At 50.4% G+C, this 20,052-nt stretch carries 14 protein-coding genes and 4 pseudogenes; 5 read left to right on the top strand and 13 right to left on the bottom strand.

Annotation, left to right across the window (positions count from 1 at the left end):
* Positions 1–303 precede the first annotated feature (303 nt).
* Positions 304–519, top strand: a complete 216-nt coding sequence (locus Q7W83_RS07455; RefSeq protein WP_473655855.1) for a hypothetical protein — start codon at positions 304–306, stop codon at positions 517–519.
* Between the two features lie 640 nt (positions 520–1,159).
* On the opposite strand, the gene dapF is transcribed toward Q7W83_RS07455, so the two are convergent.
* A complete protein-coding gene (dapF, locus tag Q7W83_RS07450; RefSeq protein WP_473657595.1) occupies positions 1,160–1,975 on the bottom strand; it encodes a diaminopimelate epimerase in 816 nt (271 codons plus the stop codon).
* A gap of 170 nt (positions 1,976–2,145) precedes the next feature.
* On the bottom strand, positions 2,146–3,792 hold the full coding sequence (gene mqo / locus Q7W83_RS07445) for a malate dehydrogenase (quinone) (RefSeq protein ID WP_473655854.1): 1,647 nt from the start codon (positions 3,790–3,792) through the stop codon (positions 2,146–2,148).
* A 382-nt stretch (positions 3,793–4,174) separates the two neighbouring features.
* Between mqo and ilvD the strand changes: the two genes are divergently transcribed.
* The gene (gene ilvD / locus Q7W83_RS07440) at positions 4,175–5,857 is read left to right on the top strand and encodes a dihydroxy-acid dehydratase (protein ID WP_150653156.1); all 1,683 of its coding nucleotides are present in this window, start codon (positions 4,175–4,177) and stop codon (positions 5,855–5,857) included.
* 142 nt (positions 5,858–5,999) lie between these two features.
* Here the strand turns inward: ilvD and Q7W83_RS07435 are convergent, their stop codons facing one another.
* The gene (locus Q7W83_RS07435; protein WP_407013083.1) at positions 6,000–6,725 is read right to left on the bottom strand and encodes a methyl-accepting chemotaxis protein; all 726 of its coding nucleotides are present in this window, start codon (positions 6,723–6,725) and stop codon (positions 6,000–6,002) included.
* A gap of 132 nt (positions 6,726–6,857) precedes the next feature.
* Positions 6,858–7,613, bottom strand: a pseudogene (locus tag Q7W83_RS07430) (HAMP domain-containing protein); the annotation flags it as partial.
* A gap of 234 nt (positions 7,614–7,847) precedes the next feature.
* Here Q7W83_RS07430 and Q7W83_RS07425 point away from each other — a divergent pair.
* Positions 7,848–8,279, top strand: coding sequence for a nuclear transport factor 2 family protein (locus tag Q7W83_RS07425; protein ID WP_150638535.1), 432 nt, complete (start codon positions 7,848–7,850; stop codon positions 8,277–8,279).
* 50 nt (positions 8,280–8,329) lie between these two features.
* On the opposite strand, the pseudogene Q7W83_RS07420 reads toward Q7W83_RS07425, so the two are convergent.
* From Q7W83_RS07420 to Q7W83_RS07390, 7 genes and pseudogenes are all read right to left on the bottom strand, one after another.
* Positions 8,330–8,455, bottom strand: a pseudogene (locus Q7W83_RS07420) (nucleotidyltransferase family protein); the annotation flags it as partial.
* Between the two features lie 477 nt (positions 8,456–8,932).
* Positions 8,933–10,393, bottom strand: a complete 1,461-nt coding sequence (locus tag Q7W83_RS07415) for a hypothetical protein (protein WP_473655853.1) — start codon at positions 10,391–10,393, stop codon at positions 8,933–8,935.
* 10 nt (positions 10,394–10,403) lie between these two features.
* Positions 10,404–10,940: a hypothetical protein gene (locus tag Q7W83_RS07410; protein ID WP_473655852.1), complete on the bottom strand. Its 537-nt coding sequence runs from the start codon at positions 10,938–10,940 to the stop codon at positions 10,404–10,406.
* Complete coding sequence (locus tag Q7W83_RS07405; RefSeq protein WP_473655851.1) at positions 10,921–13,086, bottom strand: hypothetical protein; 2,166 nt, start codon at positions 13,084–13,086, stop codon at positions 10,921–10,923. The genes Q7W83_RS07410 and Q7W83_RS07405 overlap by 20 nt, the downstream gene beginning before the upstream one ends.
* Positions 13,086–15,221 carry a hypothetical protein gene (locus Q7W83_RS07400; RefSeq protein ID WP_473655850.1) on the bottom strand — a complete coding sequence of 712 codons (2,136 nt, stop codon included), beginning with the start codon at positions 15,219–15,221 and terminating at the stop codon, positions 13,086–13,088. The genes Q7W83_RS07405 and Q7W83_RS07400 overlap by 1 nt, the downstream gene beginning before the upstream one ends.
* A 158-nt stretch (positions 15,222–15,379) precedes the next feature.
* Positions 15,380–15,595, bottom strand: a complete 216-nt coding sequence (locus Q7W83_RS07395; protein ID WP_473655849.1) for a hypothetical protein — start codon at positions 15,593–15,595, stop codon at positions 15,380–15,382.
* A 59-nt stretch (positions 15,596–15,654) separates the two neighbouring features.
* Positions 15,655–16,125 carry a hypothetical protein gene (locus tag Q7W83_RS07390; RefSeq protein WP_473655848.1) on the bottom strand — a complete coding sequence of 157 codons (471 nt, stop codon included), beginning with the start codon at positions 16,123–16,125 and terminating at the stop codon, positions 15,655–15,657.
* Positions 16,126–17,819: 1,694 nt separating this feature from the next.
* On the opposite strand from Q7W83_RS07390, the pseudogene Q7W83_RS07385 reads away from it, so the two are divergent.
* A pseudogene (locus Q7W83_RS07385) lies at positions 17,820–18,116 on the top strand (DUF7693 family protein).
* A 102-nt stretch (positions 18,117–18,218) separates the two neighbouring features.
* Here Q7W83_RS07385 and Q7W83_RS07380 read toward each other — a convergent pair.
* The gene (locus tag Q7W83_RS07380; protein ID WP_473655847.1) at positions 18,219–18,611 is read right to left on the bottom strand and encodes a hypothetical protein; all 393 of its coding nucleotides are present in this window, start codon (positions 18,609–18,611) and stop codon (positions 18,219–18,221) included.
* Between the two features lie 341 nt (positions 18,612–18,952).
* Between Q7W83_RS07380 and Q7W83_RS07375 the strand changes: the two genes are divergently transcribed.
* A complete protein-coding gene (locus Q7W83_RS07375) occupies positions 18,953–19,447 on the top strand; it encodes a cupin domain-containing protein (RefSeq protein WP_150653216.1) in 495 nt (164 codons plus the stop codon).
* A gap of 249 nt (positions 19,448–19,696) precedes the next feature.
* Here Q7W83_RS07375 and Q7W83_RS07370 read toward each other — a convergent pair.
* Positions 19,697–20,052: pseudogene (locus Q7W83_RS07370) on the bottom strand (TetR/AcrR family transcriptional regulator); the annotation flags it as partial.

Here is a 20,052-nt window from a genome sequence, read left to right as displayed (position 1 = left end):
GCTTAGGGTCGTTTTCTGCCCTTTATGACAGGCAGCCATCGGCCAGGGAGGGCCTGCCGATACCCTAGCCAGGAGGCCTTGGTCTGGTTGTCTCAGACCATGCACGATTTCACATGGATTGATGGGTATCACCGACGACATTATGGCCACCTCATTGACCGGGCCAGAGGTGGCTGAGCAATATGCGGCTATCGTCGCGGGGTGAACGGTCGTGACTTACCGCTTCTCCTTTGATCTACGCCTATTGTCGCTGACCCACCAGCGCCACGGACTAACCCCCCGGAGCTGACCATCGCATGCGCAATGCTGCTGTATACCTCATGGAATGGTGAATGGGTAGAAGGGCGCCTGGGCTGGCAATGGCGCTGGATCAAGCTGATCGAGGCCGCCAGCGAAACGGGGCCGGAGGTCGGCGCCCACCGCGCCCGGGGCGATGCTCGAATGACTCTGGACGTGCTGTGCTACCTGCAACGTCGCACCAATGGACGTAAACCAACAAACTGGTCTACCGTTAGATAACCAGTAGATGCTGCCAAAGCTAATTTAATTTTTCACATAGCTAAAATCAAGCGTCTTATGTCTATTGATAGTATTCATCAGTACCAATAAGATGATTCTGCAACAACCCAAATAAATATTAACATCAAGGAGAAATGTTATGGCGCTTAAACCAGGCCCAAAGCCAATTGCCAAGTCAACCGGTGAACTTGATCAGCGTCGTCGTGACAATAAAGACACGCCGGGAAATAAACCCGACTTGAAACCTAGTAAGTCCTCTAAAAAATAGGTTGTCGCTGGCAGAAGCTACTTTAATGGTAGCTTTTGTCATTGGAGCTTGTAGGGTATGAATGCATAGCCTGTAATTTCGCCATAGCTGACGATCATTACCCGTTCTATGAGCGCTATAACGACATATCGAATATCATCATTGCGGCATAACCTGAGAGCTAAATTACCCTGGGTTTTCTAAATACCCTCCAGGCTCGCAGCGGACATTTTTTTCAACTCTACCGGTGACTGAATTGGCCCTGATTCGCAAAGAAACTGAGAGACCGCTTTTGGCCGATTGCTGCCTTTCGCGAAGGGCAGTGAATGGACCCACTCAGCTCTGCTTCGAAGCCCAATGGGGGCTTCTCCGCTTTTCACGACAAAGCAGTAATCAGTCTTTTAACAAGCTATCCGCAACTGTCCCCGAAAAAACCGCCTCCACCGGCCCAATCAAAAACACCGCCCCCACACCATCCCATCGAACCGTAACACTCCCACCATCACATTCAACCTCAACGGTATCGTCCAACAACCCGCGCCGAATTCCATTAACCGCGGCGCCACAAGAACACGAACCTGAACCGAGCGGAATAGCGCCCCAGCGCTCCCAAATGCGCAGCCGAATGTGCTTGCGGTCAATGATCTGAACGAAGTGCACGTTGGTCCTGTTGGGGAACAGCGGGTGGGTTTCAAGGGTGGGTCCGATGGCCGCAATATCAATCGCCGTCACGTCATCCACAAAGTAGGTGCAGTGCGGATTGCCCATGCTGCACGCCGCCGGGCCGCCATCAAGGGGCAGAACCAACGTATCCATTTCCTGAGCCAGGGGAACATCCGACCAGCCGAACAGCGGCGGCCCCATGCTGACGGAAATGTTGCCGTTGGAGGTTCGTCGGCAAGTGAGCAACCCCCGGTTGGTGCGGAGCGTTACCGACGTCGAATTCGATTCGCGCATCAGCCTGTCCGCAGCCCCCCGCGTGGCGCTGCCACACACATCCAGCGGGGAGCCGTCGGTATTCCAGAACATCAATCGCGCATCGGCGTCCTCGCAATCGAGCACCACTGCGAGTTGATTGAAGCCGACGCCACGGTGGCGATCGCCCATGCGCCGAGCCAGGGCGCTTGTCACTGGAGTGGCCGAGTTTCGTGCGTCCACGACCACGAAGTCGTCGCCATTGGCGTGCATCTTATGGAAACTCAGCGGCATAAACAGATCCCTGTGGTGAATGGCCGTTTGCAGGCGATCAAGCCCCATCTGCATTGCTTTTGCAAGTTGCGTGAAGGTAGACGAAAGCTACCCGCCAGCCCCGTATTCCAGGAACAAAAAAACCCACTGGACCGTCGCCGATCCAGTGGGCTTTTTGATCAGGCTTCCAGTTACAGAGCCATGTCGCTAGCAGCGTTAGCCTTCGGCGCCTTTGGCGCTTCAGCCGGAGCAGCAGCCGGGGCCGCAACCTGACCCATCGCCGGAGGCGGAGTCAGTTGCAGGACCTTGGCGGTGTAAGCCCACTCTTGCGCAACCTTCTCAGGACTGCCATTCAGTTGCGTGCCATAGCTCGGCACGATCTGGTGCAGTTTTTCCTGCCAGGCTGGCGACGCGACCTTGTCCTTGAACACTTTCTGCAGCACGGTCAGCATGATCGGTGCAGCGGTCGAAGCACCTGGCGATGCGCCCAGCAGGCCGGCGATGGTGCCGTCAGCGGAAGCAACGATTTCGGTGCCCAGTTTCAGCACGCCACCGGCGGCTTCATCACGCTTGATGATTTGCACGCGCTGGCCGGCTTGCCACAGGCGCCAGTCTTCAGCCTTGGCGTTCGGGAAGTATTCTTTCAGGGCGTTGAGGCGGTCTTCATCCGACAGCATAAGCTGACCGGCAAGGTACTCGACCAGCGGGTATTCCTTGATGCCGACCTTGGTCATTGGCCACACGTTGTGCGTGGTGGTGGTGGTCAGCAGGTCCAGGTACGAGCCTTCTTTGAGGAACTTGGTGCTGAAGGTCGCGAATGGGCCAAACAGGATGACGCGCTTGCCGTCCAGGACACGGGTGTCCAGGTGCGGAACCGACATTGGCGGTGCGCCAACCGAGGCTTTACCGTAAGCCTTGGCCAGGTGTTGCTCGGCGATGGTCGGGTTTTCGGTGACGAGGAACGAACCGCCGACCGGGAAGCCTGCGTATTCCTTGGCTTCAGGAATGCCGGACTTCTGCAGCAGGTGCAGTGCACCGCCGCCCGCGCCGATGAACACGAACTTGGCGTCGGTTTCGGACTTAGTGCCGTCTTTCAGGTTTTTGTAGCTGACGCGCCAGGTGCCGTCTTCGTTCTTGGTGATGTCTTGCACTTCGCTAGACAGTTTCAAGTCGAATTTTGGCGTGGTTTGCAGGTGCGCAACGAACTGGCGGGTGATCTCGCCGAAGTTCACGTCGGTGCCGATCGGGGACCAGGTGGCCGCGATTTTCTGGTTCGGGTCGCGCCCTTCCATCATTAGCGGAACCCACTTGGCGATCTGCGCCGGGTCTTCCGAGTACTGCATGCCGGCGAACAGCGGGCTCGCTTGCAGGGCTTCGTAGCGCTTTTTCAGGAACTTGATGTTGTCATCGCCCCACACAAAGCTCATGTGCGGTGTGGAGTTGATGAACGAGCGCGGGTTCTTCAGCACGCCTTGCTGAACCTGCCAGGCCCAGAATTGACGGGAGATCTGGAACGCTTCGTTGATTTCAACGGCTTTCGGGATCGAGACTTTGCCGTTCTCGTCTTCCGGGGTGTAGTTCAACTCGGCCAGGGCGGAGTGACCGGTACCGGCGTTGTTCCAACCGTTGGAGCTTTCCAGGGCGACGCCGTCGAGGCGTTCGATCATTTCCATCGAAGTGCCAGGTTCCAGCTCATTGAGCCAGACACCGAGGGTTGCGCTCATGATGCCGCCGCCGATCAGCAGTACATCGACTTTCTTTGCCTCTTCCGCGTGAACGGACGTGATCCCCATCGACAAAGCCAGCCCCAGCAGGGCCGTGTTCATTTTCTTAAACATCTGTAGCACCTTTGATAAAACGCCATCCGCCCTTCCATCCTCATAACGAAACCCTTGTTTCACGGCATACAGGCAGATGCCGCGGGTTCTCGCGCATGACGATTGGAGGGTGGGCACACAAGGCCGACGTGATCCATCGACCTCAGTTTATATGTCCCTACTGAACTGACTTTTTATCGTTATTGGCTTCAGCTACTTGAGCGACAGTGATTCTGTTGGCGCGTCTCGAGGACACGCAAACTGAATAGGTCAAACCAAGTTGAGGCGAAGAATATCACGCTGGAGCAAACCCGCGCGTCTGTTCCCGACCTGATAGTCCGGACACGCGCGCCGGGGCCACTATACTCAACCTGTTTTTTCGATGAGCCGGTGAGGAGCAGTCATGGTTATTAAAGACGATCTGCGCAAATATTCCTCTCAAGTGGTCGATGGCGTGGAGCGTGCGCCCGGTCGCTCGATGCTGCGGGCGGTGGGTTTCACCGACGAGGACTTCAAGAAACCGCAGATCGGCATCGCCTCGACCTGGGCGATGGTGACGCCGTGCAACATGCACATCGACAAACTGGCGATCGAGGCGGAAAAAGGCGCGAATGCCGCCGGGGCCAAGGGCGTCATTTTCAACACCATCACGATTTCCGACGGCATCGCCAACGGCACGGAAGGCATGAAGTATTCGTTGGTATCGCGCGAGGTGATTGCCGATTCCATCGAGGTCGTGGCCGGTTGCGAAGGCTTCGATGGCCTGGTGACCGTGGGCGGCTGCGACAAGAACATGCCGGGCTGCCTGATCGGCATGGCGCGGCTGAACCGCCCTTCCATCTTCGTCTATGGCGGGACGATTCGGCCCGGCGCCGGCCACACCGACATCATCTCCGTGTTCGAAGCCGTGGGCCAAAATGCACGCGGCGACATCAACGAAATCCAGGTCAAGCAGATCGAGGAAGTGGCGATTCCCGGCCCCGGTTCCTGCGGCGGCATGTACACGGCCAACACCATGGCCTCGGCCATTGAAGCGCTGGGCATGAGCCTGCCCGGTTCGAGCTCTCAAGATGCGGTCGGCAGCGACAAGGCCTCGGACAGCTTCCGCGCCGGCCAGCAGGTCATGGCGTTGTTGAAGCTGGACCTCAAACCGCGGGACATCATGACCCGCAAAGCCTTTGAAAATGCGATCCGCGTGGTCATCGCCCTCGCCGGCTCGACCAATGCCGTGCTGCATCTGTTGGCCATGGCGCATGCGGTGGATGTCGAGTTGACGCTGGATGATTTCGTCGAGCTGGGCAAGGTCTCCCCCGTAGTGGCCGACTTGCGCCCCAGCGGCAAATACATGATGAGCGAACTGGTTGCCATCGGTGGCATTCAACCGCTGATGAAGCGCATGCTCGCGGCCGGCATGCTGCATGGTGATGCGATGACGGTGACCGGCAAGACCCTCGCGGAAAACCTCGAAAATGTGGCGGATTATCCCGACGGCCAGGACGTGATTCTGCCCTTCGACCAGCCGGTGAAAAAGGACTCGCACCTGGTGGTGCTACGCGGCAACCTTTCGCCCACCGGCGCGGTGGCCAAGATCACCGGCAAGGAAGGTCTGCGCTTTGAAGGCACGGCGCGGGTCTACCACGGCGAAGAAGGCGCATTGGCCGGGATTCTCAACGGCGAAGTGAAAGCGGGCGAGGTGATCGTGATTCGCTACGAAGGGCCCAAGGGCGGCCCGGGCATGCGCGAAATGCTCTCGCCGACGTCGGCGGTCATGGGCAAGGGCTTGGGCAAGGACGTTGCGTTGATTACCGACGGCCGCTTTTCCGGTGGTTCACACGGATTTGTGGTGGGGCACATTACACCGGAAGCCTTTGATGGCGGGCCGATTGCGCTGATCGAAGACGGCGACAAAATCACCATCGATGCCGAAAGCCGGCAGATCACCGTGGATGTTTCCGATGCTGAACTGGCCGAGCGCAAGACCCGCTGGGTGCGGCCGGAATCGAAGTACAAACGCGGGGTGTTGGCCAAGTATGCGAAGACTGTTTCCAGTGCTTCGGAGGGGGCGGTGACGGATAAGTATCTCTAGGCCATTCGTTCTGTTTTGCCTGAGCGATTGCCATCGCGGGCAAGCCCGCTCCCACAGGAACCGTGTCGTACGCAGTAGTCAGGCTCGACACGGACCTTGTGGGAGCGGGCTTGCCCGCGATGGCGTCAGGTCAGACGCCGCTTCACAGCCTGAACCGATCCACCGATTGCGACAACTTGCCCGCCAGCGCCGACAAATCATCCGTGGTCGAAGCCGTCTGGCCAATGACCTTGCTGTTGCCCTCGGACATGCCCGCAATCATCTCCACCTGATGCGCTATTTCATTGCTCGCCAGGCTCTGCTCACCAATCGTGCGGGAGATGTCATTCACCAGTTGCGTGGTGTTCAGCGTGGCCTCGAGAATTTCGCGGATGGCGCGTTCGACGTCGGCGGTCACGGCCATGCCCTTGTCGACCTGCGCGACGCCCGCCTCCATGCTGGTGACGGCTTCGCGGGTGCTTTGCTGGATGCGTGAAACCATCGCGGCAATTTCCTGGGTCGAGGCGCTGGTGCGTCCCGCCAGGCTACGGACCTCGTCGGCCACCACGGCAAAGCCACGGCCCTGCTCACCGGCGCGAGCCGCCTCGATGGCCGCGTTGAGCGCCAACAGGTTGGTTTGATCGGCAATGCCTTTGATCACCTGGATGATGCTGAATATCGCCTCGGAATCCTTGTCCAGCGTGCGAATGACCTGTGCCGACTGCTGTGCTGAACGCGCGATCCCGTCCATGTCATTGACCACCTGATGGATCACCCGACCACCGTCCTTGGCCAGCGTCTCGGCCTGGTTGGCCATGTTCAGCGCACGCTCGGCGTGCCGGGTGATTTCTTCGATGCTCGCGGTCATTTCACTCGCAGCGGCGGCCATGGTGCTGGCGGCGGCGCTTTGCTGCTGGCTGCTGCCAGCGACTTCGTGGCAACCGTCGCTCAATTGCGCGCTCATGCCGCTGACGCCGTGGGCGTTGCTGCGCACGACTTCGATCATGCCGCGCAAGTCACGTTGCATGGTCGCGAGGCTGCGAATCAGTGCGCTGGCTTCGTCATTGCGGGTGGGTTCGACAATGGGTTCGCTGAGGTTGCCGTGGGCGATGCTCTCGGCAATACGGCTGGCGGTCCGCAACGGTCCCATGATGCTCAGGATCACCCAGCGGCCCTGGGCAATCAGCAGCAACAGACTGACGACGAGCACAATACCGAGCGTGACGTTGGCGTTACTGATGGCGTGCTGCGTGCCTGCGCTGGTCTGTTGAGTGTTGGTCTCGATCAGCTCGCTGAGGGCGGCCATCTGGTCTTCCAGTTGGCTGAACACCGTGTTGAACGTGCCCAGTTCCTTTTGCACGGCATCCGGGTTTTCCAGCGCCAGCCCGACGATGCGCTCGGCGGCACTGATGTAGGTGTCGAGGCTCGGTTTGATCTTGTTAAGGCCAGCCTTGATGGTGTCGTTGACCGGCAGTTTGAGGTTTTCACCCAGCACTTCACGAAAGTGCGAGGCGTGTTCCTCGATGGAACTGCGCACATCGGCAGGGGTGCTGGTGCTTTTGCCCAGCCCGACGACCATCGCCAACAGCACATCCGCGCGCAACGCGTCGTGCATCATGTCGGCTTCAAGGTGATTGCGCAGCGCGGCCATGCTGACCTCGTTGTCATTCACCGCAGTCGCCATTTGCGAATTTCCCAGGTAACTGACCAGGCTCATGATCAACGCCGTGAGCAGACCGGTGCCTATCAGCAGGATCAAACGTAGTTTTATCGACACTCTGTGGGTCCCCTGTCAGTTGGGTACAGCCATTCGCGGATGGCTTCTGAACTGGTTATCGACTGCATCACAGTGCAATTGAAGGCTATTTGCATTCGGGCGGGGTTTTACGACATGCGGTATTACCCGCCCGGCCATGTTCGCTTTTTTCTCAGTGCATGCTAGGTTGTACGACGACTGACGAATGAATCTATATCCGCCACTCGATCACCCACAACAACAAGGAAACACCCAATGAAAAAAGCGAAATTGCTGATCGGTTTTCTGTGCCTCTTCAGTGGATACGTGGCGGCAGCCTCGTCCTCAGGCGAGAAAGATGTCGCCCAGGCCGTCGATCACCTGACCCAGGCGATGCTGAAAAAGAACATTGCCGAACTGAACGCACTGACCGCGGAGAACCTGACCTACGGGCATTCCAGCGGCAAAATCCAGAACAAACAGGAATACATCGCCGACATCGAAACCGGCCGCAGCGCCTTCAAAACCCTTGAGATGCAAAACCAGACCATCACCCTGTCCGGTGACGTCGCGCTGGTCCGCAACCATTTCTCGGCACAGGCGCTGAAAGGCGCCGAGGTGATTCCGACCGAAATCGAGAATTTCCAGATCTGGCAGAAGCAGAAAGGCAAATGGTTGTTGGTAGGGCGTCAGGCGTTCAAGTTCTGATTGTTACGTGATGGAGGGGATGGGGTATTCGAGCCCTGTCCCCTTTTACTTCAATCAGGAATAGCGTCAGTGTCGACAATCGTCAGCCAAGGCCAGCGAGCCTGATAACTTTCGGCTTTCTGCACGAACAGATCAGGCTGATGATTGAGCGGATTGATCCGTAACAGCCCGTCAGCGACATCGCTGATTTTCTAGACAGCAATTTTAAGAAGATAGAATAGATGAATGATTTCAGATAGATAGAAAATAATTTGACACTGAAATTTGACACTGAAATTGGTTAACTACTCGATAGCGGTGCACCGCAGCCGTTTTGCTAACAGCGAAAATTAGACATGTGCGATGGGTACGCCTTCAATCGTGCTGTTATTGCCTGACTCAAGACTTGAACACGACATTGATTCGTCCACAACGCTGATGGCACAGGGTGCGCGATTATAAAAAAGCAGAATTGTTTAGCTAAGGCATAGGATGATTGAGCGGTTTGAAAACTGAATTTCTAGTATTCGCACAGATGACTTGGTATTAATCTTAGCCCCCCCACATCGCTAAACTGCCCGGTTGAGCGTTGGATAATCTACTACGCTTGCCAGTGTACATAAATGACGACCAACATCCGACCGGCCTTAAAATTTAGCCTTCAACAAACATTCCTATTCGTCAACCCCATAGATTTTCTTATAAAGAGATTCAACTTCTAATTCAAGCTTTTTAATATCTTGCTCAATAGTACTGCTCACAATAGAATGGCTTTTAAATTTAAGATCAACTAACGCTTCTTGAGCAGCATCAAGCCGGTCTCTCTGATTCATAGAAGAAGCCCGATCGGATTTACCAGTCAGCAAATCATACTCACTATGAAAATACTCATATAACGATTCTATATTTCTATGGCCCGTTTTTTGTTTAACTATAAAACAAATATCGTCACGCAGCCCTTCAGTCCAGCTGATTTTAAGTGATGAATCCCGTTCAAATCGCAGCAATAAAAGAGTGTGGATCTCACGCGTTATAAATCTATGGCGAAACATCGATAAACAAGTTCGCACTTCGTTAAACTTTGCCTGCTCACAAATCCTGGCAAATTCCCTAGTTAAACTTTCCTTAGTTAAAGACTGCCCTCTATCAGTCAACAAAATAGACTTTTCCCCACGTATAACTATTCCACTCGATGCTAAAACTTCAATATGGTTTTTTCTAGCTTTGAGATAGCGATTAAAATCTAGCGCCGCCCGCAGTGTAATATTAAACTTCCGAATTGGCGCAGGGACGCCTTGTTTTTTTGTAGGTATGCTTATCTTTAATGAAGAGATAACGTCATTATTCAAATCAAGAGGAATATCTACAAGCTCCTCTGGTCGCAATCCAGTGAGCTTCATCATTCGAATTGTAAACATACGCCTCTCATACAAATAAACAGCAGCGCTCTGCCCTAACTCGCTATGATTGTTAGAACTACTACGGGCATTAAAAAAGCGCTGCCTTTGAAGGCTCATATTATAAATTGTGTTTTGAATATCGCGAATCGCTGCTTCAGTTATCACGGCCTTATCATCCTTATAAGGCTCATTCTCAACCAAATCCGGGTGAAAAATATCGAGCCGCCCTGAGTGCTTACTAATGCGCCATGTAATCACAATACTTGGACTTTGGTCTTCCGTACCAATGAGACAATGATCAAAATACTGCCCAAACTGCTTCGATATCCAAACTAGAAAATATAAACAACGCAACTGCACCGCGCGCACATGATTTTTTCCAACGAACTCTCCGCTGATAGCAGCGCACTTAATTAAGTTATTTTTTAAATACTGTGTAAACTCATAAAAATGATAATCGTTTAGCTCGAAAATTTCTATTTTTTTTAAAAAACAATATCTAATTATATGAGTTATTTGCGAAGCATAAACACGCGCCGTGTCCCTGGCTTTAGTCGAAGAACTGACATTAATTATCCATTGATTAGCGAGATGACAAAGACGACCGTCGGGCCATCGAAAGAGCGGTAAATTATCTAACATCTTGTCCCGGCTAACATATGTGTGGCGAGGAGAGAGCCAAGCGTTTCCAGGAATTTTGACGTGCTTCAGATGTGAATAGAGCTGAACACCCATGTGGAAACCTCTATTTTTTTATTAATGTAAGACCAGGCTTTGCGCCGTCATAGTTACTAGCATGAGAAATGACAGACTTAAACTTGGCCTTGCTAATTTCTAGTTGTATACGAATTCTCTCCACAGCAAGGTTCGGATTGGTCGTAATAGTGCCAGCCAAGCTCGATAAAAAGCCCAACAACTCTATATAGGCCATTGAGCAAATATGGGCATCCAACAGGGCTAAATCCGCTAAAACACGCGCATTCGGAAGTACCGGCGCAACTGAAACAATCGAAGTATCGACTACATCTTTGGCTTGACTAAATAATAATTTAAATCCCCCCCAACAAATATCATTTCTATCATCGCCGACTTCCCCGTGGCTGGCTGCACTTTTAAGAGAATTGTAAGCAATGATAGCGAATGAGTCTCCTTTCATTTTGCAGAACTGCTTAATGGATGCAACATATTTGCAATTTTTATGATCAACTATAATCTCGCCAGCTTTAACTTTTTGCAACCAAACAATCCGTCCTCGATAATTATTAAGCGTGGAAGCTCTCATCCACTTTACTCCCTATCCGAATCGCAAAATCAATTTCCAAAACTTCGGAATCATAGTCCGCTGAAACTATTGTACAGGTGCTTAATTCGTAAGCCTTATTAAGACGCAAACTCGTCAAGAGATTGAGCCTGCCAAAAGTACTGATCGATGAAAGACTACGAACCCTGAAGTGCTGGCAACATAAATCATAAAGACTAACCAACCCTTCGTGCTTACTCTTATCTATTCCACCAGCTTCCAAACTGATCAATTTTTCTTCGACGCACTCTGTCTCAAATCGAATATAGTCATCATCATATTCATCAAGAGCAATATATGCTTCAAGGTGAGCGCGATCATTGTGCCCAGCGGCATGGCGTAGAGCCTCATTTACCAGAGGGCCTTGATGACGGTTTGTGACTAGGAGAAAAAATTTCCTCATCTCATGAACTCGCAAATACCATCTACGACCGGCTTTATCCAAAGGTATATCTATCAGATCGCAAAACCTGTCGATACACCGATTTGTCTGAGTAGAATTTGTGTTTCCGCCGGGTTTTTTGAAACCAAGTCCAGGAAGATAAAATAGATCCTTTGCATGATCCGAACTGTCACCGTAGATCGTGGACAGACGAGAGCCGAGCACTTGAAGTAACTGGACGCCCCTCGCAGTGATACTTGGAATATCTCGCGCAATTTGAAAATTAATCCCCATAACGCCAGTCTTACCTTGCAGATGCTCTAAATAGCACCCACCAAACAATGGGTTGATAACCAAGCTGTCCCGTTTTAAATTGCAGAGTTCTTTATTACGGATTGGCTTTAGGATTGCGATAAGAACAGCACAAGCGCCAACAAATGCTTCTACCATAGCGCGCAAATCCGTTTCTAACACAGCAACACTCCTAGCTACTGGTGTTTGAATATTTAGCAAATCGCAAAGTGAGAAAACTTCGCCACTGTAAGGATCTGTATAAGTCCACTGATGTTTTGTGGCGTCAAAAAGCTTTTTCTTTTTTTCGAATTGGTGTTTGAGAGTAGTGGAGGAATGGATCTTTTGGAACTCCTCAGCATAATATATAGCGGCAGAAACTACGGTTTCCCCGTATACGATTACCCATTTAACCGCCTGATTGATGGCGTGCAGGCCGATGGTTAACGGAATAAGTCTAGTATGCGACCCTCGCGCCAGTGATAGACCTAACTCAGCGATTATACTTTTTTTATTTATTTCCAGATAAGGAATTAAACCGCAGGTCTGCGGGTGAGAAGTAAAAAAATAAGATAAAAAAGTTATCTCGTCGAGTATGGCGCCTTCTTTAAGCCCACCTGAACCAATTTCAGAAACTCCGATTGTGTTCTGAGATGGATAACGTCTGCAGCTACGTGCTGGCACTAACAACGTTTCATGAAGCTTGGGTTCAAACTGCCGAAAAAAAGCTTTTAAATCTGCCGACATACCGGTTCTACTGATTCCAAAATTGGCTTTAAGAAATACTCTAGATACAGAAACTCCTACCGGACAAGCTTTCGATTTGCGATAGTTGTAACCATTATTTGCTTTTAGCCACGAAACTACTAAATCTTTGAAATCATCTGATAAACAATAAGGATTGTTTATCAAATTTTCAATCGGTATTCCACAATTTGTAGCCTCATGAAAAAAATACAAAACACGTTCTTTTACGCAAAGCGCTTCTGACCAACCTCCATTCGTTAACTCTTTCAAAAGCCCTTCGATCGCATCCAAAGTTACTAACCCAAAAGCGTATTTCTCTGGCGAAAATATTTCTTTATGCCTTACGAGCCAACTTGATATTTTCACAGAGTAATCAATAAATGACTGCCATCTTTCAGTTGCAAACTGAGAGTCAACCACTGTCCCCATTCTTAAGTTAAATGCCCAGGTTTGGATCGCCTGTAAAATTAAAGAGTTAGATTTGTCCGCCAGATTAGTTCCATCACTGAGCACCCGATCGAAATTGATGGTTGTAATTTTGTCAGAGCCGGGGGAAGTAGTTCTCCAAATGGTGCTACCAATTGTTCCGCTGATAAGCCACCTCGCTACGAAGCTCGGCGATTTTTCAGCATTTTCTCTATCCCGAGCTTGCTTCAAGAGCATATTCACTCGGTCATAGGGATCGATGGATTTCGTTGCTTTAGGCATTATGACATCCCCTTTATTAAAGCTAATGCTTGCTTACAATATTTGAACTTATCTACATAAAAATCAATTTTCTTAATAGCTTCTGAATGGACGTGTTGGAATTGCGCTACACTATCCCCTGAAATCTTGTCCAGCACTGCTGATTCCGCACTCGATAAATCTTTATCGATTATATCTACCGCTCCATATATCAATTTTGATAAACCACATATAGAACTATTGGAAATTAAAAATTCTTGATCAGGTATTACAATATCGCTAATTATTTGCGGTATCGAATCATTGAACACATGAGCATATGCATGTATGGCGGCGACACTCTCAACATCTAAATGGATTGCAAGATCCGCCTCAAAAAACGATAAGAACAAATCATTTTTTGAATCAACATATTTCGCCAGTTTGATTTGTATAAGCTGGCTGAATGCATCCCCGTGCTTAACAGAAAACAGCATTTTAGTGACGAATAGGCGCAACTGTTGCTCCGTTTCGAAATCTGTTGCGTCCAATTGCCATGGGAAACTTTCGGTAGCGATGATGATGAGTTTCTGTTGCATCAAACGGATAACACGGCTAACCCAGTGCACAATGAGCCAGGAAGGAATGTAATGTTTTCTGACAGTACGCACGGAGTTACTAAGAAGATCTGCGACCTTTTTCAAGCTACCGTATTCTAAAAAACATATTAACGCCTGTGCTGTTCTCAGTGCGCTCAGCGTAAAATCGCCGACCTGAATACCTACGTGACTTAAATGATCTCTTATCGCAATAAAAACAGAGGATCCGCGTTTATTTTTGGTACCGCACATCGCACTTCCGATTAATCGTGAAGACCCAAGCTTTTGCCTAGATGCAAATAGAAATAACTTGCGCCAGTTTTTCTTTCCTTCAGCTCTAAGTTGTACTCGGATCAAATCTGTAAACTGTATGACATCGGTTACAACCATCTCACTGACAGGTGAAAGGACTGAAATCTTCCTCTTAGAAGCTCTCGGCTTAGACACACTAAAAACTTTGAAATTGCTATTATCTCTAGTGCGTAAATAGTAACGTCCCGCCTGGCTATAAAGATCGGAGTTTGTTAGAGACATACTGGTAAATGAAGGATTTTCAATTATTAAAATTGAACTGGCTACGGCGCAATCTCGCAATGATAATAATCCAAGTAACCTTGTAAGACACTCGTTAGCTTGCGTATCAGCAGGCACAGCGCTCGCGACGTCTCGCAAACGCTTTGAAAACTTAACATTGATGTTTGTATCAGTCATTAGCTCATTAAAAAATGGCACCTTCGCTAGTTCCAAATAATTAATCGAACTAAACCCAGGGCCAACACGCATCAAATGATAAATAACAGCCAAAGTCCAAGCCAAGCAATCAGGGGAGTTCGGATCAGCGAGATGAACGCCGTCCTTGAAAAAATCTCCAGACTTTAAAACTCGAATTACTTCTGTTTCCAATATTGACTCTCGTAGTTTTCTACCGATCTCATGACACTTTTTCATCACCGCCCAGTATTCAGTGCAGCCCGCCATCACTGCACCTGTTGCACTCAGAAATTCCGCTTTCATTTTCAACAGGTATTCATCATCCTCAAGCTCCAACCCCTTGGCCACTAACATGTGCTTTGGAAGCAGCAAGTTGAGTTGGTCGGGTACCGACAGGCGCTTTACATTTGCGCCAAGCGGAGCGGATGGTTCGTCAGGGCAACCTCCTTTAACTTTATTTCTTGGTATATGCGCTGACTTCGGTATCCAGCCTTGCCTTACTAGCTCTAGATACAACTTTCTAGAATATGACCATGTTTCTAATCGCACTCTAGGATGCTGGGTAGTTGATAAGCAAAATTCAAAGTGCCCATGTATATAGGAATCCCAATTGTCGGGAGGAAATTGTTCAACCCCAGAATGTCCTATAAATTTCAATATACTGCTCATTGCTTTACGGTAAATAGGAATACTTGAATCGGATCCTCTTCCCGACACTCGTTTAAAAGCCTCAATAAACGCATCAACCCAACTGACCGGCATTTCATTAGGATATTGAACTTTAACAGTCCTATACCCACCCCGACAGTCGCGGTCTGGCCACGAAAAAACTATATTATTCGGTGGCATCAGATAGTGAGTCAGCAAGTAAGAATCCTCTCAATAAATTTTTACAGAAGACTTTAAAAAATAAGCTGGTGAGTAATTGGCAAAAAAGACGTCTACTGACAACTATAATTAACGTTTAATTCGCTTCATAAAGTTATCGCAGAACCATGCACCAATAACAAATACCCCACTACCCTTCACAAATGCTGATGATGTTCTTTGATAAACTCACAAAACAATCGCAATTCACTTCTGAGCGCATTTATTGTGGAAGGCCTATGATCTTTCTTGCTGGCGAACTCAAGGACAAACACTTCAATTTCATCCGTACTTGGATATTTGTGAGCATTTGAAATACCGACTTGCTGCCCACTAAGAGTCGACCTAACCTTACGGGATTTTTTACTCGCCATATGCCACCTCCGCATACATTCCATCGCCTGAATAATTCGGCAAAATGACCGAAAAAAATTCAACCATCTTTACGGGGTTTTCTAATCAGCGATCGCCGCAAGCTGTGAAAGTTATGTTTGCCACTTCCGAGATCAATGCCACGAAACCAGCCGGAAACTATTTTTTTGAACGCGAAAACAGAGAGCGGCTTGGTTTTATCGTGTGGATCAGGAAATAACAAATCGCCGTCCCTGATGCCACCAGCGCGAACCCACGCCCTCAGCGCATTCGAAGGAGGGCAAATAAGAGTACAAAGATTGTTGCCCTCCCTACGTTTTTGACCTTGGATCAATACGCCAAAACCGCCCGGTTCTCGGAAATCCTGGAGTCGGGTGGCGAGGAGTTCATGCATCCTTACGCCGATCAACGACAATTCGAGCAAGGCCAACTCCATGACGTCTCCCCTTCTGAGGACGTTAGCAATGACCGCGTTCAATTCGCCTTTTGTGAGTCCGGGCTCAATTTCGCTTGGCGTTTTCTCGACCATCATCGTCACCTCATTAGTCAGTCACTCGATTACGACGCTAGTCCCATTACTAAACTTCTTCAAGTAAGTTTTTTGTGTTTTCCCACAACAATTTTTTCGCACCAAATAATAATTAGAGATATATTGACAAACGATAAAAGCTGACCGACATACATACTTATTAATTGACAAATCACACACAAATAAAAGCAGCCAGACATATAATAAAATATTGTTTTCCAGTACTCCGACCCAACGCGCCTTTAAGGGAATTACGTTTCGTGAATTTCTCAAGGCAATTCAATTGCTCGCATTACAAACCAACGCGCAAGTGACTGATTTACAAACAACCGAGTAAATTATTATCTTACACATTGACTAATTCCCACCTAACAATGAACCACTTAGCCCTTTAAAAGAAACAATGACATTCTGATATACATTACGACCGTCGATGCACGAAATCCGCAGCCCCATTTGAAAATGCATTCTTCCAAACTTCGATATCTGTACACATGCTGGCTGTTCCGAGGAGCCCTCGTAAAATCTCCAGAACCATTTGTCGGATGACAAACTTTCCGTGAGCCGAATGTGTGCCTTGAGCCACCGAAAAACTTCAGAACCTATTTTTTCCGTGCCCCAATTACCAAATTGCGACCAGGCGACACACCAACATCTTCCGCACGAGGCCCGCCAAAAACCACGCCGCTCTGTTTACCCAGGGTGATCTCGTGGGACTAAACCAGCGCGTGAATGGCCCACAGCCCCCCATCAACACGTAGGAGGCAACAGATCTGCAGCGATTTCGATGTGTAGGGAATGAAAGACAGCCCGCGTTGCGGAAGTAACGACTTGCTCTTGCACGGTGGTTCCGCCGGATGCACATCAACGGGCGTCAGCTGTCGCAGCTCATTTTCCGTTCAGTCGCCGCTCTACCAAAGCATCCAGGAGGCATGAAGTCTGAGCCGATTTCGATGCGTGGGGGATGAAAATGCAGCCCGCGTTGCGAAAGTAACGACTTCTTTTCGCACGGGGTTTACGTTGAGTGCAGAGCGGTAGACGCCGACCCGTCACGGGTAGTTTTTCATTAAATAGACTTTGGCCTATTTGGAGGTCGCCCGCACATAGCTCTACCGATTCGAGAGCGCTAGGCCACTACCAGGGCTTGTGGGAGACATCAGGACTGAGCTGATATCCCTTTTGGGATACCGCACGGTCTGAACCTGCAAAAGTTCGTGACCCCTGAGTGCAATGGAGTCGCTTCTTCCGTGAAGCGGGCTGCGTTTAAGTCTCTACAAAGGGCTTCAAATCCAAACAACATCAGTTCGAATAAACTCATCTGAAGGTTGGTCGCTCACTCTTGATGTTCCGACGGCAGCATTTCCAACAGCCATCACCGAAAAATTGCGAACACCACCAAAAAGCTGACGACATTTTTCAGCTATTCACCGAAGATGCTTCTCTCTATCGAAGCAATGAGAAAAGGCATGAAATGGTTGTGGAGGTGCATTGGATTCTTATGGCGAGACAAGCGGTCTGAGTCGGAGCAACTGCGCGAGCGAGCATTCATAATTGCTGTAAACGGGCTCAGAACACTCCATGTCACTCCCGAAGGGCGGATGTCTATCGAACCCGAAGAAATCCGCGAGCGAGTGATCGCAAGTCGTCATGCGTTAAAGCACCTCGTGCAACGCGACTAGACCCATCAGGTAGTACAAATGCTCACAGCTCGAGAAGTCTGCCAAATCCTCCGCGAAGCATCCATGGCCTCGCGTGCAATGCGACGAATCACCTCAGCCAGCTGGAACGAAATCTACTGCGGATTGATGACGGTCGATGTAGATGGATGAGTAATCACGCTGTTCAATGATTGCGGTACGCTCGATTACTGCGATAGCTGTTACAGCCCCGACGGCCGAGAGTACGAATTCAGCTCAAGAGATGCATCCGATCCTATCGAGCTACTGACCCATGCGGAGCATCGCCAGCTCGAGGAACTGCTCCGCCGCATCTGATCCGGACTTAAGGTTTCGCCCGCAGTGCACGTGCCGACAAAGCCTCTTCGAAAACATGACTTCACAAAAAATCTATGGTCACCCCCATTTTTGCAATACTGATTAACGGATGGTGTGGTTGGTTTGCTTACCTTCGGCAACGCGGTTTTCGATCAGGCGGTCGGAGCCACCTTCTGCTACGCGGTTTTCGATCAGGCGATCCGAGCCGCCTTCAGCAACGCGGTTTTCGATCAGGCGGCCGGAGCCACCTTCAGCCACACGATTCTCGATCAGGCGATCCGAACCGCCTTCAGCCACACGATTCTCGATCAGGCGATCCGAACCGCCTTCAGCAACGCGGTTTTCGATCAGGCGATCCGAGCCACCTTCAGCCACACGACTTTCAATCAGACGATCCGAGCCGCCTTCAGCGACAACCGGGTGAGTCGAGGTAGCGGCGAAAGCGTTAACTGCAAAAACCGAGAAAGCGATGCTGAGAATGGTTTGGCGTTTCATGATCGTGTGCTCCGGGGTGTTTTGGGTTGGTATGGAGCAGATGTTACGCCGCGGATTTTTTAAGAGAACTTCATTGGCGTGATGGTGACCATCGACGGCATTGATAGGGCGAGCGGCCTACCTCTGGTGAGCGTGATGAGGGTGGGGAGCACTGGCCACGGGAATGTGACAGGGCATTGATTACATTGCGTATCAACAGTAATGCGCGACAACGTCATTATCATTGCAGTCAGTGACAAATACAGTAAGCCGCATTCGACCCGCCTCGATTTCTCCAGCGGATTTACTCGCAGCGTAGGTGACGATATCAATTTTTTTACGGCGTAATTAAGGTGCCTTTCATGATCAAGAACATTATGAAAACTGCTTGTCTGGCTGCACTTGTTGCCACCAGCGCAACAATGGCGTTCGCCCAGGCCCACCCATTGCCACTTGATAAGGTCGGCGCATTACATAATGAAGACGTTGAGTGGCGCAGCTTTCCAGCCTTCCCCAAAGAAGTGAAGCTGGCTGTGGTGGCCGGCGACCCGAGTAAGCCAGCCCCCTATGTGGTAAGAGTCAAAGTGCCGAATGGCACAAAATTGATGCCCCATACACATCCTGAGGACCGCATCTACACCGTCATGTCCGGTGTTTTCTATATTGGCTTCGGCACTGTTTTCGATCCGGCCAAGCTGGTTGCTTACGGTCCAGGCAGCGTGGTGATACTTCCGGCTAATACGCCACACTTTCACTGGGCTAAATCAGGAGAGTACATTTCACAGGTTTACGGAACGGGTCCGCTAGGCCTTGAGTATATTGATAGCCATGATGATCCACGTAATGCGTCGAAGTAAGAAAGGGCTGTAGGTATCGCTCAGGATTTAATGGGTTTTAAAAGTTAGCTAGGCGGGTACCAAGACCGTTATGTACCTTCTGCGAACGACTGCAATTCGGCCAGAAGCGGTCATCGAGTGACTACGAAATTAGGGGCGATTCAGTCTGTAGCTCGGGCGATGAAAGACTACACCGCTTTCTCTTGTACTGATCCAGGCCAGGCAGGCACGCGACCTCTATTTATTCAGTTACCCAATTTAGCTCATGACTTAGGCCCGCCACGGTGGAAGAGCCCCTTCGAAAAGTGAAAAGGCTCGACTCAGGAAACTGTTGAAGCGAGCGGCATCACGCCGCAGCCCTGCCTGTTGACCACCAATCAGGCACAGATGGGCCACCCGACCAATCACTTCAGCTTCGCCTGGCATAGGGACCAAGCGGCGGCACGTCCGTATCGCGAAGTCCAGTCGTCTTGTGTCAACACGCTGCTGAAACTCGCCTACCAACGGATCGTGCAGCGACCAGGCTCGGATGGAAACTTCCCGCCCAGGCTGTTTTTCAGCAGCAATACTCAAGTAGCGTTTCAAGATTTCGTCCGCGCTACGACCCTGCGCCGCATAAGCGAGCA

The sequence above is a fragment of the Pseudomonas sp. 300 genome (assembly GCF_055803035.1).
The sequence above is the reverse complement of the archived record's forward strand: the minus strand, read 5'-3'. Positions and strand labels throughout refer to the sequence as shown.

Excerpts from the sequence above, each read along its gene's own strand:
- Q7W83_RS07455 (WP_473655855.1), top strand. The coding sequence starts at position 304 with ATGCTGCTGTATACCTCATGGAATGGTGAATGGGTAGAAGGGCGCCTG.
- dapF (WP_473657595.1), bottom strand. The coding sequence starts at position 1,975 with ATGCCGCTGAGTTTCCATAAGATGCACGCCAATGGCGACGACTTCGTG.
- mqo (WP_473655854.1), bottom strand. The coding sequence starts at position 3,792 with ATGTTTAAGAAAATGAACACGGCCCTGCTGGGGCTGGCTTTGTCGATG.
- ilvD (WP_150653156.1), top strand. The coding sequence starts at position 4,175 with ATGGTTATTAAAGACGATCTGCGCAAATATTCCTCTCAAGTGGTCGAT.
- Q7W83_RS07435 (WP_407013083.1), bottom strand. The coding sequence starts at position 6,725 with ATGGCCGCCGCTGCGAGTGAAATGACCGCGAGCATCGAAGAAATCACC.
- Q7W83_RS07425 (WP_150638535.1), top strand. The coding sequence starts at position 7,848 with ATGAAAAAAGCGAAATTGCTGATCGGTTTTCTGTGCCTCTTCAGTGGA.
- Q7W83_RS07415 (WP_473655853.1), bottom strand. The coding sequence starts at position 10,393 with ATGGGTGTTCAGCTCTATTCACATCTGAAGCACGTCAAAATTCCTGGA.
- Q7W83_RS07410 (WP_473655852.1), bottom strand. The coding sequence starts at position 10,940 with ATGAGAGCTTCCACGCTTAATAATTATCGAGGACGGATTGTTTGGTTG.
- Q7W83_RS07405 (WP_473655851.1), bottom strand. The coding sequence starts at position 13,086 with ATGCCTAAAGCAACGAAATCCATCGATCCCTATGACCGAGTGAATATG.
- Q7W83_RS07395 (WP_473655849.1), bottom strand. The coding sequence starts at position 15,595 with ATGGCGAGTAAAAAATCCCGTAAGGTTAGGTCGACTCTTAGTGGGCAG.
- Q7W83_RS07390 (WP_473655848.1), bottom strand. The coding sequence starts at position 16,125 with ATGATGGTCGAGAAAACGCCAAGCGAAATTGAGCCCGGACTCACAAAA.
- Q7W83_RS07380 (WP_473655847.1), bottom strand. The coding sequence starts at position 18,611 with ATGAAACGCCAAACCATTCTCAGCATCGCTTTCTCGGTTTTTGCAGTT.
- Q7W83_RS07375 (WP_150653216.1), top strand. The coding sequence starts at position 18,953 with ATGATCAAGAACATTATGAAAACTGCTTGTCTGGCTGCACTTGTTGCC.